We start from the raw sequence: 14,633 nt of genomic DNA, 5'->3' as shown, positions 1-14,633 counted from the left end.
CCACCCTACGTCCCGATGGAGAACGACCCGATGAGCATGGACCCAGCCGCACACCCCGACCTCTGGAACCACGACCTGGCACCGACCGGCGCCGCCCAGCGCACCTGGCGCTGGTATCACTTTGCCGCCCTGTGGGTCGGCATGGTGATCAGCATTCCCGCCTATATGCTGGCGTCGAGCCTGATCGAGGGCGGCATGTCGGCCTGGCAGGCGGTGATGACGGTGTTCGCCGCCAACGTGATCGTGCTGCTGCCGATGCTCCTGATCGGCCACGCCGGCACCAAGTACGGGATTCCCTACGCGGTACTGGCGCGCGCCTCCTTCGGCACGCGCGGCGCGCGGCTGCCGGCGCTGATGCGCGCCGTGGTCGCCTGCGGCTGGTACGGCATCCAGACCTGGTTCGGCGGCAGCATGATCTACACGCTGCTGGGCGTGCTGCTCGGCGCCCCGATCGGCGGCGACAAGCTGCCGGGGCTGGGCATCAATGCCGGCCAGCTGGGCTGCTTCCTGGGCTTCTGGGCGATCCAGATGTATTTCATCGTGCACGGCATGGATTCGATCCGCAAGCTCGAAACCTATACCGCGCCGCTGAAGATCGCGATCTGCTTCCTGCTGCTGTGGTGGGTCTACGACAAGGTCGGCGGCTTCGGCCCGCTGCTGGACCAGCCTTCGCAGTTCGCCCCGGGCGGACCGAAGGCCGGGATGTTCTGGTCCGTGTTCTGGCCCTCGCTGACCGCGATGATCGGCTACTGGGCCACGCTGGCGCTGAACATTCCCGACTTCACCCGCTTCGCGAAGACCCAGCGCGACCAGGTGGTCGGCCAGTCGCTCGGCCTGCCGCTGCCGATGGCACTGCTGGCGGCGCTGGCCGTGACCGTCACCTCGGCCACCGTCGTCCTGTACGGGAAGGCGCTGTGGGACCCGGTCGACGTTTCCAGCCGCATGACCGGCGCCGGGGTGCTGGTGGCGCTGCTGATCCTGCTGATCGATACCGCCAGCGTCAACCTGGCCGCCAACATGGTCGGCCCCGCCTACGATTTCTCGGCGCTGTCGCCGAAGCGCATCTCCTACCGCGTCGGTGGCTACATCACCGCCGGCATCGCGCTGGCCATGATGCCGTGGAAGATACTCGAGAAGACCGAGAACTACATCTTCATCTGGCTGACCGGCTATTCGGCCCTGCTCGGACCGATCGCCGGCATCCTGATCATCGACTACTACTTCATCCGCAAGACCGAGCTGGCGGTCGATCAGCTCTACCGCGACGACGGCATCTATACCTACCGGAGCGGCTGGAACACGGCCGCCATCGTGGCCTTCGTCGCCGGCGTGCTGCCGAACATCCCGGGCTTCCTGAACGCGGCCTTCCCGGACGCCTTCCCCGGCGTCGGCGCCACCTTCAAGACCCTGTACACCTATGCATGGTTCGTCGGCATCGCGATCGCCGCGGTGGTGTACGGCCTGATGATGAAGGGCAGGGCGGTGCCTGCGATGGCGCCCGCCCGCTCGCTGGACTGACCACGTGGGCACGGGGTGCCCACCCTACAGGAGATATGTATGAGTGTACTGATCCGCGGTGGTACCGTCGTGAACGCCGACCGGGCGTTCCGTGCCGACGTCCTGTGCGAAGGCGGCAAGATCGTTGCCGTCGGCGAGAATCTCGAAGCGCCTGCAAATGCAAGCGTGATCGATGCCGGCGGCCAGTACGTGATGCCGGGCGGGATCGACACCCATACCCACATGCAGCTGCCCTTCATGGGCACGGTCACCGCCGACGATTTCTATACCGGCACCGCGGCCGCGCTGGCCGGCGGCACCACCACCATCATGGACTTCGTGATCCCCGATCCGAAGCAGCCGCTGATGGACGCCTTCCACACCTGGCGCGGCTGGGCGAAGAAGTCGGCCGCCGACTACACCTTCCACGTCGCCGTCACCTGGTGGGACGAGTCGGTGCACGAAGACATGGGCACGCTGGTGCGCGAGCATGGCGTGAACAGCTTCAAGCACTTCATGGCCTACAAGAACGCGATCATGGCCGACGACGAGACCCTGGTGAAGAGCTTCCGCCGCGCGCTCGAACTCGGCGCGATTCCGACCGTGCATGCGGAGAACGGCGAGCTGGTCTACCAGCTGCAGCGCGAGCTGCTGGCCAAGGGCATCCGCGGACCGCAAGCGCATCCGCTGTCACGTCCTCCGGCGGTGGAAGCCGAGGCGGCGAACCGCGCGATCGCCATCGCCGGCGTGCTCGGCACCCCGGTCTACATCGTGCACGTGTCCTGCGCCGAATCGCTGGAAGCCATCACGCGCGCCCGCGCCCACGGCCAGCGCGTGTATGGCGAGGCCCTGGCCGGCCACCTGGTGATCGACGACAGCGTCTACAGCAATCCCGATCCCGCCTTCGCGCGCGCCTTCGTGATGAGTCCCCCGTTCCGCTCCAGCCACCACCAGACCGCGCTGTGGCAGGGCCTGCAGGGCGGGAACCTGCACACCACGGCAACCGACCATTGTACCTTCTGCGCCGAGCAGAAGGCGATGGGCGCCGACGACTTCACGCGGATTCCCAACGGCTGCGGCGGGGTCGAGGAGCGCATGGCCGTGGTCTGGGACGCCGGCGTCAACACGGGGCGCCTGACCCCGTCCGAATTCGTGCGCGTGACCTCGGCCAACGCGGCGCAGATCTTCAACATCTACCCGCGCAAGGGCGTGGTGCAGGTGGGCGCCGATGCCGACATCGTGGTGTGGGATCCGGAGGCGACGCGCACGCTGTCGGCGGCGACCCAGCATTCGAAGGGTGGGTTCAATGTGTTCGAGGGGCGGACCGTCCGCGGGGTGCCGACGCATACGGTGGCGGCGGGGAAGGTGGCGTATGCGCAGGGCGATTTGCGGGCGGAAGAGGGGGCTGGTCGTTACCTTGAACGGCCGGCGTTTACGGCCACGACCGCAGCCGCTGCGTGAACGCGAACAGCACCGCCAACGCCCGAACGTCGTCCCCTCCTTCGCGGTGACGACGTTAGCCAGTTCTCCGTTACATCCAGCGATACGAATCCGAAGGATCACCATGAACGAACTCCGCATCAACGGCTCCCGCCTCTGGACCTCCCTGATGGACCTCGCCCGCATCGGCGCCACCGACAAGGGCGGCGTCAAACGCCTGGCCCTCACCGACCTCGACCGCCAGGGCCGCGACCTGGTGGTCCAGTGGGCGCAGGAAGCAGGCCTGAGCATCACGGTAGACCGGATCGGCAACGTCTTCATGCGCCGCGAAGGTACGAATCCGGCGCTGCCGCCCATCGTCACCGGCAGCCATATCGACACCCAGCCCACCGGCGGCAAGTTCGACGGCAACTACGGCGTGCTGGCCGGGCTCGAGGTGGTGCGTACCCTGAACGACCTTCGAATAAAAACCGAGGCCCCGATCGAGGTTGCGTTCTGGACCAACGAGGAAGGCTCACGCTTCGTGCCGGTGATGATGGGTTCGGGCGTGTTCTGCGGCGCCTTCAGCCTGGAGACGGCCTATGCCGCGCGCGACGTCGACGGACTGAGCGTCGGCGAGGAACTGGCGCGCATCGGCTACCAGGGAGAACAGACCCCGGGCGAGCACCCGATCGGCGCCTACTTCGAGACCCATATCGAGCAGGGCCCGGTGCTGGAAGACGAGGATAAGGTGATCGGCGTGGTGCCGGCCGTGATGGGCCTGTCGTGGTACGACTGCACGGTCGAAGGCATGGAGGCGCATGCCGGCCCGACCCCGATGCACCTGCGCCGCGACGCGCTGCAGGTCGCGACCAGGATCATGCAGGAGACGGTGGCGATCGCGAACCGCTATCCGCCGTATGGCCGCGGCACGGTCGGCATGGTGCAGGTATTCCCGAACAGCCGCAACGTGATTCCGGGCCGGGTCAAGTTCAGCATCGACCTGCGCAACGTGAACGACGAACTCCTGAACACCATGCACGAGGAGATCACCGCCTTCGTCGAACGCAGCGCCAGGGAGACCGGCTTGAAGATCCAGCTCGAGCGCGTGTCCTACTATCCGCCTTGCCCCTTCCACCCGGATTGCGTGGGCGCGGTGCGCAATGCCGCCGCGAAGCTCGGCTACTCGACCATGGACGTGGTGTCCGGCGCCGGCCACGATGCGATCTACGTGGCGCGCCTGGCCCCGGCCGGCATGATCTTCGTGCCCTGCAAGGACGGCATCAGCCACAACGAGATCGAGGACGCCCAGCCGACCCACCTGGAGGCCGGCTGCAACGTGCTGCTACATGCGATGCTCGAGCGGGCGGGGGTGCTTGCGGGCTAGCACACGGGCGCGCCAGCACGATAGACGAAATTGTTTCATAGTCGTAACAATTCGACTGGGACGTTTCTTGTGTCGCCGAACCGGAGGAAGTCGTAGCATACTGGGGGCAGACTTCTTCCGTGGAGCGCTGCCTGGCGCAGCCTGCTCCGGCCTTCAGTCCTCCAACGGGCTTCGACGATGCTGACTGGACACTACGAAACACCGCTGGTCCTGGTTTCGATCCTGGTCGCGATCGCCGCCTCCTATGCGGCGCTCAGCCTCGCGGGCCGCGTGAGCCAGTCGCGCGGCCGCGCCGTCGCCGCCTGGATCGTCGGCGGCGCCATCGCCATGGGCTCGGGCATCTGGGCCATGCACTTCGTCGGCATGCTGGCCTTCCGCCTGCCGATCCCGATCGCCTTCGATTTCTCGCTGACCCTGGTCTCGCTGCTGCTGCCGATCGCCGCCTCCGGCCTGGCCCTGTGGCAGGTCAGCCGCGGCGAGCTGGGGAAGAAGCGCCTGGCCGCCAGCGCCGTGCTGATGGGGATCGGCATCAACGCCATGCACTACACCGGCATGGCCGCCATGCGCATGGAGCCGGGCATCGTCTACGATCCCTGGCTGTTCGCGCTGTCGGTGGCGATCGCCATCGCCGCGTCCGGCCTGGGATTGTGGATCGCCTTCCGGCTGCGCCGTAACGCCCCCAACGTGTGGCTGCCGCGCGTGGGTGCGGCGGTGGTGATGGGCGTGGCCATCGTCGGCATGCACTACACCGGCATGGCGGCCGCCAGCTTCCCGCTGGACTCGGTCTGCATGGCCGCGAAGGGCGGCGTCAACCACGACGGCCTGGCGACCCTGGTCGTGATCGCGACCTTCGGCGTGCTCGGCTTCGCCCTGCTGGCGTCCGTGTTCGATGCGCGCCTGGAGGCGAATGCGCGCGTGCTGTCGATCTCGCAGGCCACCGCCGCCGAGCGCCAGGAGCTGCTCACGCGCGAGCGCGCCGCGCGCGACGAGGCCGAGCGCCTGAGCGCCCTGAAGGACGAATTCCTGGCCACCCTCTCGCACGAGCTGCGCACGCCGCTCAACGCCGTGCTCGGCTGGGCCAGCATGCTGCAGCGCGGCGTCAGGGACGAGGCGACCCTCAAGCGCGGCCTCGAAACCATCGAGCGCAATGCGCGCGCCCAGGCCCAGCTGATCGACGACCTGCTCGACATGAGCCGCATCATTTCCGGCAACCTGCGCCTGGACGTGCAGCTGATCGAGCCGGACAAGGTGATCGAGGCGGCGCTCGGCACCGTGTATCCGGCCGCGGTGGCCAAGCGCATCGATTTGCGTGTCGACGTCGCGCGCGGCATCGGTACCGTGCTGGGCGACCCCGGCCGGCTGCAGCAGGTGATGTGGAACCTGCTGTCGAATGCGGTCAAGTTCACGCCGAGCGGCGGCATGGTGCATGTGCTGATGGGTCGCGAAGGCCAGGACGTCGTGATCCGCGTGACCGATTCCGGCATCGGCATCGCGCCCGAATTCCTGCCCTACGTGTTCGACCGCTTCCGCCAGCAGGATGCGTCGATCACCCGCAGGCACGGCGGCCTGGGCCTGGGCCTGTCGATCGCGCGCCAGCTGGTCGAGCTGCATGGCGGCACCATCGACGTCGTCAGCGCGGGCTCGCATGCCGGCGCCACCTTCACGCTGCGCCTGCCGCTGGCCGAGCCGGAAGCCGCGGCGGCGCCGGCGGCTGCTCGCGCGGAACCGGCGCACGCGCCGGGGCAGGGCGGCCTGGCGGGCGTCAAGGTGCTGCTGGTGGACGATGCCGAGGACACCCTCGACGTGCTGCAGCAGATCCTGCACCAGAGCGGCGCCACCACCATGGCCGCCTCCAGCGCCGGCACCGCCCTCGCGCTGCTGGAGCGCGAGCGGCCGGACGTGATCGTCAGCGACATCGGCATGCCCGACGTCGACGGCTTCGAGCTGATGCGCCGCGTCCGGCGCCGTTCGGCCGGCGCCGGCGGCGCCATCCCGGCCATCGCCCTGACCGCGTTCACGCGCCAGGACGACCGCAACCGGGCGATCCAGGCCGGCTTCACGGACTACCTCGCCAAGCCGGTCGAGCCTGGCTCACTGGTCGACCACATCGCCCAGGCGGTGGGGCCGCGCGTGCTTCACTGACGGGCTTCACTGAGCATCGATGCGGCCATACGCGCCATGCGCCTCGTCGCCGGGGCCGGCGGTGTAGAACAGGGTGTTCGCCGGCTGGTTGTTGACGCCGTTGCCGAAGGCGATGCCCCACAGGCCGTCGATCACGATCGCGCTGCCGTCGGCGCGCATCAGGGTGCCGGCGAAGGCGCCGGTGTCGGCATTGTAGGCATTGATTTTCCCATCGCCGAAATTCCCCACCAGCAGCATGTTGCTGGCGCCGCCGAAATTGGCCGGCGCCATCGCCAGGCCCCAGGGCGCGTTCAATGCGCCGCCGGTGACGAGCCGCTTCACCAGCGCGCCGCTGGCATCGAAGACGTCGACGATACCGAGTCCGGCGCCCTTGGTTTCGTCGATGCTGCCGGTGGTGCGCTGGGCGTAGGCGACAACGATGCGGCCGCCGATGGCCTGGATGCCGAAGGGCGCGTAGCCGGCCGGCAGGTTGGGATCGGCGAAGGCGCCGCCGGGCAGGGTCACCCGGTTCCAGCCAGCGTCGTAGACGTCGACCCGGGCGTTGCGGAAGTCCGCCGCGTACAGGTAGTTGGCGCCGGCGTAGGTGGCGATCGCCAGGCCCTTGTAGACCGCGCCGCTGGCGCCGGTGTCGACCGCCAGCACCGCGTTGTTGCGGTTGACCGCCGGCGACCAGCCCGATAACGTGCCGTTCTCGGTGGCGAAGATGAAGGCGCTGGCCCCGCTCACGCCGTTCTGGGTCACCTGGAAGCTGGTGCTGCCGTTGTAGACGATGCCGGTCGGGCTGGAGGTGCCGGCGCTGCCCGGCGGAATCGCGACCACCAGCGTCTGGGGCACGCCGTTGCCGTCGTACAGGGTCGAGGTGGCGCTGCCGTTGTTCGCCACCCAGACGAAGCCGGTCGGATTGAAGACGAGGCCCCAGGCATTGACGAGATGGCCGTCGAGGTGTTCGGCGCCGCTGCCGCTGTCCGCCACCAGGGTCCGGGTGGCGAAGGCGCCGGCGATGGTGGGCGTGACCGGGGGCGGGTTCATCTGCATGGAACTGCCGCCGTCGCCGCCACCGCCGCCGCAGGAGGCGAGGGCGATGGCGAGACCGGCGCCGAACAGGCCTGCCCTGAGGCAGGCGGTCGCTCTGGAATGAAGGTTCATGATTGCTCCTGTCAGGACGAATCGAAGGAAGGGCAGGTGTTTATGCCCTTCTGTCCGCCAAAGGTTCAATCAGAAGCGGATGCCGACGCTGCCGGACAGGGCGCGGGCGCGTGGTGCGTTGCCGCCGGCGCGCAGCAGCGTCTGCCAGCCGAGCTGCACGGTGCAGTCGCCGAAGGTGGCGGCCAGGCCGAGGCGCAGGTCGGCGTGGTCGCGCGGCCCCGCGTAGGCGCCGAAGCGGTGCAGCAGCCCGGCGTGGAAGGTCAGCCTGAGCCGCTCGCCGAGGGGATGGAAGGCGTTCAGGTCGAGATAGGCGCTGGGCTCGTTGCCGTAATAGGCGGGCGATACGAAGAGGCTGGCGCTGGCCTGGTCCAGCGCGATGCCGGCATGGAATTCGGTGTAGTCGTACTCATGGCTGCGCAGGAAGACGGCGCGGCTGAGGCCGGCGTCCCAGGACAGGCCGGACGGCAGGCTGCCGGCCCGGCCGCCGTAGACGATCAGGCCGGCCTGGCGGCCGTCGTTGCCCAGTTTGACCGGCGAGGCGAAGCCGCCCGCATACCAGCCGTCCGCCATGTCATGGTCGATGCGCAGCTGCAGGGCCGGACGACCGCCACTCAGCGAGATGCCGCGCACCGCGTACTCGGACACCAGGCCCAGGCTGCCGCTGGTCTGGGCGCACGCCGGGCCGGCCGCGCAAACCAGGCCCAGGCCCAGGCAGGCGGCCGTCAGGGAGAAGCATTGGCGGTCATGGCGGTGGTCTGGTGACATCGGCAAACGCATGCTCCGGCGGCGCGCGCAATGGTCGCGCATGCGTCTATGCTACCAGTTTGCTCCTGCTCCCGATCAGCATCGTGCGCGGCCAGGGCGGTGTGCAGCGGCGGCGCCAGCATGCTGCGCAGTTGCAAGGGCGCGGTGCCCGGCCGCAGCTCGAGCACCAGCGCGGCCAGCCCGGCCACATGGGCCGCCGCATACGAGGAGCCCGACACCAGGCCCCAGCGCGCGCCGGGCAGGGTGGTGGGGATGTCGGCGCCGGGGGCGCGCAGCGCGCCGGGCGGCAGGGCATGCCGGTCGCCGGCCTGGGCCACCGCGATCACGCCGCGCTGCGAGGCCGGAAAGCCGCCGTCGGGGCGCAGCGGATCGACCGCGGCGACCACCGCCATGCCGCGTGCCAGGGCGGCGTCGATCAGGGTCTGCAACAGGCGGTCCGCCGGGCCGCCCAGGCTGAGGTTGATGATGCGGGCCCCGTTCAGCAGCGCGAAATGCAGGGCCTTGCCCAGCGTGAAGCTGTTGCAGAGCGTTTCCTGTTTTGCCGTTTCCCAACAGGCGCGCAGGGCCATCAGCCTGGCCTGCGGGGCGATCCCGGCGATACCGACCCCATTGCCTTCGCGTGCGGCAACGATGCCGGCAACTGCGGTGCCATGCGCTTCGGCGACATCCGGCACACCGTCGACGAAGTTCTGGCGCAGCGCCAGCTGGCCGGCCAGGTCCGGATGGTCGCCGTCGACGCCGCTGTCCACCACCGCCACCATCACCATGCGGCCGGTGCCGGCGCGGTGCAGCTCGGCCAGGTGCCAGGCGCGCGCCGCCGGCTGCACCGCATACAGCGGATCGCCGTCCAATCCATGGTAGGTGTTGACCGGCTGGGCCCAGGCCACGCGCGGATCGTGGGCGAGGGCGTCCAGCACGCGCTCGAGCGGGACGTCGTCGGCATCTTCCATCACGAAGCAGTCGATGCCGATCGCCGGCATCGGCCAGTCGTCCACCACCCTGAGCCCGTGGGCGGCGGCCAGTTCCGCGGCCTGGCGGCGGCGCGCGGCGCGGCTGCCGTCGTCGGCGTAGCCGCTGCCGTAGGCGCTGTCGGGACGGAAGTGGGGTGGCGGCATGCGCAGCATCACCAGCACCTGGCGCGCCGCCCTGGCGCCGGTGTCGCCGCCGGCGCCGGCGCCGGCCCCGCATGGCAGGGCGCAGCAGGCCAGCGCCAGCGTCAGCAGGGCGGCGAGCAGGCGTTTCACGGCCGTGCTCCGGCGCCGAGCGGCTCGGCCAGCTCGACGGCGGGTTCGGCGCGCAGCCGGGCCAGCACCGCCGCCGTGTCGCCGCCGTCCAGCAGCCAGGCGTCGGCGGCGGTCGGGCCGCCGGCCAGCCGGGCGCCGCTGGCACGCACGATGCGGCGCAGCTCGCGTTCCGGGGTGTCGGGGCGGAACACGACCACGATGCCGGCCCGGACCGGCGCCGCGGCGCCGAGCCCGCGGTAGGCCGTGCCCGCGTCCTGGCCCTGATCCGGGCGCACCAGCAGGGCCGCCAGCACGGCGATCAGGCAGCATTGCAGGGCCACCGCGCCGCGCAGCCAGCTGCGGTCGTTGGCGGCGATGCGCGCACCCCAGCGCGCCAGGGTGCCGGGCATGGACGCGGCCTGCGGCTGGTCGAGGCGTTGCTGCATGCGCGCCCAGGCGCGGTCGGGGTCGCAGCCGGGTGCCGGCCCCGAGCCGGGGCCCGGCCCGGCGGCCCGCACGGCCTGCAGCAGCGCGAGCTCGTCGCGGCAGCAGGCGCAGCTGCGCAGGTGGGTGCGCAGCCGCTCTTCCTCGCCGGCGTCCAGCGTGGCGTTGGCGAGCCAGGGCAGGGCTTCCTGCGCCGCCCTATGCTCTGCCGAAAAGGTCTCGTCGAGGCTCATGTCCTGCCCTCCAGTTGCCGCCCCAGCTGCAGGGCAAGGCGGCGGCGCGCATGGAACAGCCGGGTCTTGATGGTGTTGACGGGGCATTCCATGATGTCTGCGATCTCCGCGTAACTCATGTCGTGATAGAAAGTCAGCTGGAAGGCGGCGCGCTGCTCCAGCGGCAGGGCGGCGAGCGCGGCGTCCAGCGCATGGCCGAGGCGCAGCTGCTCGAAGCGGCATTCGGGCTGCTCTTCTTCGGCGCCTTCCCAGGTGTCCGGGAAGGCCTCCAGCGGCTCGTCGAGTCCGTGCAGCGCCTTGCAGGCCTTGCGGTAGGCGATCGCGAACACCCAGGTCGAGAGCTTGCAGCTGCCGTCGAAGGTCGCCGCCCGCTGCCACACGACCAGCATGGTGTCGTCGACGATCTCCTCGATCGTGGCGGCGTTGCGCGTCATGCGGTGCAGGAAGCGCGTCAGCCGCGGAAAGTAGCTGCGGTACAGGATTTCGAAGGCATGCCGGTCCCCGGCCGCGATCCGGTCAACCAGGTCCGCCTCGCCATCGGACCGCTCATTCGCCTGCTGGTCCACGCATTCGGTCTCCACTGTTTCCGGTGAATACCCGGTTGCCGCGCAAAGGTTCAATCGCATTGTTACACGGAAGGGCGCAGCCCGCGCCGGCCCGCACTTGCGTGCGCGGGCGAACGGATGACACAGCCGTTTGCCCGCATCATGCAGGCATGGACGACAAGGACGCAGACAAGCCATCGCCGGAAGCCGCCGCCTGGCTCTCGAAGCTGGGCCCGGGCCTGATCACCGGCGCGGCGGACGACGACCCGAGCGGCATCGCGACCTACTCCCAGGCCGGGGCCCAGTTCGGCTTCAACCTGCTGTGGACCCTGCTGCTCACCTATCCGCTGATGGTGGCGATCCAGGTGATCAGCGCCCACATCGGCCGGGTCACCGGCCGCGGCCTGGCCACCAACCTGCAGCGTTTCGCGCCGCGCCGGCTGGTCTGGCTGATCGTCGGCCTGCTGCTGGTCGCGAACGTCATCAACATCGCGGCCGACATCTCGGCGATGGGCGACGCGATGGCCCTGGTCGCTCCCGGCAAACCCCATTACTACGCGGTCGGATTCGGCGTGCTGTCGATCCTGCTGCAGGTCTTCATTCCCTACCAGCGCTACGTCAACCTGCTGAAATGGCTGACCCTGGTGCTGCTGGCCTATGTCGCCACCGTGTTCGTGGTGCGCGTGCCCTGGGGCGAGGTGCTGCATGCCACGCTGCTGCCGCGCCTGGAGTGGCACAAGGAATACCTGACCACCATCGTCGCCGTATTCGGCACCACCATCAGCCCCTACCTGTTCTTCTGGCAGGCTTCGCAGGAAGTCGAGGAGCTGCGCGCGGACGCCGATGCGCAGCCGCTGCGGCGCGCGCCGGAACAGGTGACGGCGCAGTTCCGCCGGATCCGCTTCGACACCCTGGTCGGCATGGCGGTGTCGAACCTGGTCGCCTTCTTCATCATGCTGACCACCGCCACCACCCTGCACGCGCACGGCACGCTCGACCTGCAGACTTCGGCCCAGGCCGCAACGGCATTGAAGCCGGTCGCCGGCGAACTGGCCTTCCTCCTGTTCGCGCTGGGCATCGTCGGCACCGGCCTGCTGGCGATTCCGGTGCTGGCCGGTTCGGCCGCCTATGCGATGGCCGGCACCTTCCACTGGAAGAGCAGCCTGGATTCCAAGTTCTCGGCGGCGCGCAAGTTCTACGCCATCATCATCGTCTCGACCCTGGCCGGGATCGGCATCAACTTCGCGCCGATCGACCCGATCAAGGCGCTCTACTGGAGCGCGGTGCTGAACGGCGTGATCGCGGTGCCGGTCATGGTGATCATGATGGCGGTGGCCTCGAGCACGAAGATCATGGGCGAGCTGAAGATCTCGGGCCGGCTGCGCGTGCTCGGCTGGATCTGTACCGGCGTGATGGCGGTCGCCGTGCTGGCGATGTTCGGGGCCGGGTTCATGCATTGACGGCTTCCCCCGCACGGGGGGGGAAGGAATCTACTGGAAGGTGGTCTCGCGCTCCGGCGTGGCGCTGATGCGGTGGATCGACAGGTCGGCGCCGTCGAATTCCTGTTCCGGATCCAGGCGCAGGCCCACCGTCTTCTTCAGCAGGCCGTACACGATCCAGCTGCCGAGCCCGGAAATGACGATGCCGAGCACGGTGCCGACCAGCTGAGACCAGATGGAGACGCCGCCCAGCCCGCCCAGCGCGCGGCTGCCGAAGATGCCGGCCGCGATGCCGCCCCAGGCGCCGCACAGGCCGTGCAGCGGCCACACGCCCAGCACGTCGTCGATCTTCCAGCGGTTCTGCGCCAGCGTGAACAGCGAGACGAACATCGCGCCGGCGACCGCGCCGGTGACCAGGGCGCCGAGCGGATGCATCAGGTCCGAGCCGGCGCACACCGCCACCAGGCCGGCCAGCGGCCCGTTGTAGACGAAGCCGGGGTCGTTGCGGCCCATGACGAAGGCGGTCAGGGTGCCGCCCGTCAGCGCCATCAGGGAATTCACCGCCACCAGGCCGTTCATCTTGTCGAGGGTCTGGGCGCTCATCACGTTGAAGCCGAACCAGCCCACCGTCAGGATCCAGGCGCCCAGCGCCAGGAAGGGGATGTTCGAGGGCGGGTGGGCGGCGATGCGTCCGTCCTTCGCATAGCGGCCGCGGCGCGCGCCCAGCAGCAGCACCGCCGGCAGCGCGGCCCAGCCGCCCACCGCGTGCACCACCACCGAACCGGCGAAGTCGTGGAAGGGCGCGCCGAAGACGGTGTGCAGCCAGTCCTGGATGCCGAAGCGGTTGTTCCAGGCGATGCCCTCGAAGAGGGGATAGACCAGGCCGACCAGCACGGCGGTGGCGGCCATCTGCGGGTGGAACTTGGCGCGTTCGGCGATGCCGCCCGAGATGATGGCCGGGATCGCCGCGGCGAAGGTCAGCAGGAAGAAGAACTTGACGAGTTCATAGCCGTTCTTCGCCACCAGGGTATCGGTACTGCCGAAGAAGTGCATGCCGTAGGCGATGCCATAGCCGACGAAGAAGTAGGCGATGGTCGAGACGGCAAAGTCGATCAGGATCTTGACCAGGGCGTTGACCTGGTTCTTGCGGCGCACCGTTCCCAGTTCGAGAAAGGCAAAGCCGGCGTGCATCGCCAGGATCATGATCCCGCCGAGCAGGATGAAGAGCGCGTCGGCCCCGGTTTTGTAGGCATCCATGCAAGTCTTTCCAAAAAAGTGCGTGAAAACAGCGTTAGCACTTCTTGGTAGCAATAAGCGTTCCAATTTGGTGAAGGAAGGCCCTGAGAATGCACCGGCCGCGGGCGGAAGTCACGTAGCGCCCCGTTCGCGTGCGTCTGCACTGCCGAGGTGCAGGCGTGCGCCAAAAAGGAACGTCTCAGCCTTTGACGAGGGCCTGGGCCGCCGCCGTCACCAGGTCGCGCAGCCACTTGTGCTCGGGCGACTGGTGCACCCGCTGGTGCCAGAGTTGATAGAAGCGCATCGGCGGGAACTTGATCGGCACCGTGAAGTTCTTCAGCGGCAGCGTCTTTTCGTAGAAGCGGATGAACTGGCGGCCGGTGGTCAGCACCAGGTCGGTCTGCGTCAGCATGTAGGGAATCAGGCCGAAATAGGGCGACTCGACCGCCACCTTGCGCTGCATGCCCTGGCGTTCCAGGAAGGCATCGATGACGCCGTGATAACCGGGCAGCATCGGCGAGGGCGCCACGTGCGGCAGGCTGAGGTAGTCCTCGAGCGTCATCGCATCGCCGGCCGTGCGGCGCGCGTAGGCACTTTCTGCGCGCATGGTGCAGATGATCGGGTCTTCGAACAGCTTCGAGATGTGCAGGTGGGCCGGCGGCTCGTCCCAGTTGGCGATCACGAGGTCGATCTCGCCGTCCGACAGCATGCGCAGGTAGTCGGTGCCCGGCCCCAGGTGGTGGATGGCGACCTTGCTGTTGGGCGCGCCGCGGCGGATCGAGGCCACCACGCTCGGCAGGAACTGGGTGTCCAGGTAATCCGGGGCGGCGATGTGGAAGGTGCGCGCCGCCTGCTCGGGCACGAAGGGCGACTTCCTGATGAACAGGCTCTCGGTTTCGTCGAGGATGCGCTTGGCCGGTGCGAGCAGGCTCTCGCCATGCTGGGTCGGCACCATGCCGCGCGCGCCGCGCACCAGCAGCGGATCGCCGGTCAGTTCGCGGAGCTTGCGCAGCGAGGCCGAGATCGACGGCTGGGGCTGGTTCAGCTTGAGGGCCACGCGCGACACGTTCTTTTCCACCAGCAGCAGGTAGAGGATGCGGATCAGGTGCAGGTCGAGGTGCTGGGGCAGGCTGCTCATCGGAAGGTCATATGCGTGT

12 protein-coding genes are annotated in these 14,633 nt (G+C 68.9%); 5 read left to right on the top strand and 7 right to left on the bottom strand.

The window, feature by feature from the left end:
- Positions 1–30: 30 nt before the first annotated feature.
- The 4 genes from AC1DOP_RS04055 to AC1DOP_RS04040 all read left to right on the top strand — a co-directional run bounded on the left by AC1DOP_RS04055 (position 31) and on the right by AC1DOP_RS04040 (position 6,445).
- Positions 31–1,518: an NCS1 family nucleobase:cation symporter-1 gene (locus AC1DOP_RS04055; RefSeq protein ID WP_442122320.1), complete on the top strand. Its 1,488-nt coding sequence runs from the start codon at positions 31–33 to the stop codon at positions 1,516–1,518.
- 39 nt (positions 1,519–1,557) lie between these two features.
- A complete protein-coding gene (hydA, locus tag AC1DOP_RS04050) occupies positions 1,558–2,958 on the top strand; it encodes a dihydropyrimidinase (protein ID WP_442122321.1) in 1,401 nt (466 codons plus the stop codon).
- Between the two features lie 103 nt (positions 2,959–3,061).
- Positions 3,062–4,303 carry a Zn-dependent hydrolase gene (locus AC1DOP_RS04045; protein ID WP_477249940.1) on the top strand — a complete coding sequence of 414 codons (1,242 nt, stop codon included), beginning with the start codon at positions 3,062–3,064 and terminating at the stop codon, positions 4,301–4,303.
- Between the two features lie 177 nt (positions 4,304–4,480).
- Entirely contained in the window at positions 4,481–6,445 is a 1,965-nt protein-coding gene (locus AC1DOP_RS04040; RefSeq protein WP_477249938.1) for an MHYT domain-containing protein, read from the top strand.
- Between the two features lie 6 nt (positions 6,446–6,451).
- On the opposite strand, the gene AC1DOP_RS04035 is transcribed toward AC1DOP_RS04040, so the two are convergent.
- The 5 genes from AC1DOP_RS04035 to AC1DOP_RS04015 all read right to left on the bottom strand — a co-directional run bounded on the left by AC1DOP_RS04035 (position 6,452) and on the right by AC1DOP_RS04015 (position 10,837).
- Positions 6,452–7,591 carry a TIGR03118 family protein gene (locus AC1DOP_RS04035; protein WP_477249936.1) on the bottom strand — a complete coding sequence of 380 codons (1,140 nt, stop codon included), beginning with the start codon at positions 7,589–7,591 and terminating at the stop codon, positions 6,452–6,454.
- Positions 7,592–7,660: 69 nt separating this feature from the next.
- Positions 7,661–8,356 carry a TorF family putative porin gene (locus tag AC1DOP_RS04030; RefSeq protein WP_477249934.1) on the bottom strand — a complete coding sequence of 232 codons (696 nt, stop codon included), beginning with the start codon at positions 8,354–8,356 and terminating at the stop codon, positions 7,661–7,663.
- Positions 8,314–9,600, bottom strand: a complete 1,287-nt coding sequence (locus tag AC1DOP_RS04025) for a S8 family peptidase (protein ID WP_477249932.1) — start codon at positions 9,598–9,600, stop codon at positions 8,314–8,316. Before AC1DOP_RS04025 ends, AC1DOP_RS04030 begins: the two co-directional genes overlap by 43 nt.
- Entirely contained in the window at positions 9,597–10,256 is a 660-nt protein-coding gene (locus AC1DOP_RS04020; protein ID WP_477249930.1) for a zf-HC2 domain-containing protein, read from the bottom strand. The genes AC1DOP_RS04025 and AC1DOP_RS04020 overlap by 4 nt, the downstream gene beginning before the upstream one ends.
- A complete protein-coding gene (locus tag AC1DOP_RS04015; RefSeq protein WP_477249928.1) occupies positions 10,253–10,837 on the bottom strand; it encodes an RNA polymerase sigma factor in 585 nt (194 codons plus the stop codon). Before AC1DOP_RS04015 ends, AC1DOP_RS04020 begins: the two co-directional genes overlap by 4 nt.
- Positions 10,838–10,971: 134 nt before the next feature.
- On the opposite strand from AC1DOP_RS04015, the gene AC1DOP_RS04010 reads away from it, so the two are divergent.
- A complete protein-coding gene (locus AC1DOP_RS04010) occupies positions 10,972–12,261 on the top strand; it encodes an Nramp family divalent metal transporter (protein ID WP_442122627.1) in 1,290 nt (429 codons plus the stop codon).
- A 30-nt stretch (positions 12,262–12,291) separates the two neighbouring features.
- Here the strand turns inward: AC1DOP_RS04010 and AC1DOP_RS04005 are convergent, their stop codons facing one another.
- Positions 12,292–13,497, bottom strand: a complete 1,206-nt coding sequence (locus AC1DOP_RS04005; protein WP_442122628.1) for an ammonium transporter — start codon at positions 13,495–13,497, stop codon at positions 12,292–12,294.
- Between the two features lie 178 nt (positions 13,498–13,675).
- Positions 13,676–14,614 (bottom strand): LysR substrate-binding domain-containing protein, encoded by a 939-nt coding sequence (locus AC1DOP_RS04000; protein ID WP_442122629.1) that lies wholly within the window; start codon positions 14,612–14,614, stop codon positions 13,676–13,678.
- Positions 14,615–14,633: the final 19 nt, after the last annotated feature.

The organism is Massilia sp. 01N410 (genome assembly GCF_056399665.1).
The sequence above is the reverse complement of the archived record's forward strand: the minus strand, read 5'-3'. Positions and strand labels throughout refer to the sequence as shown.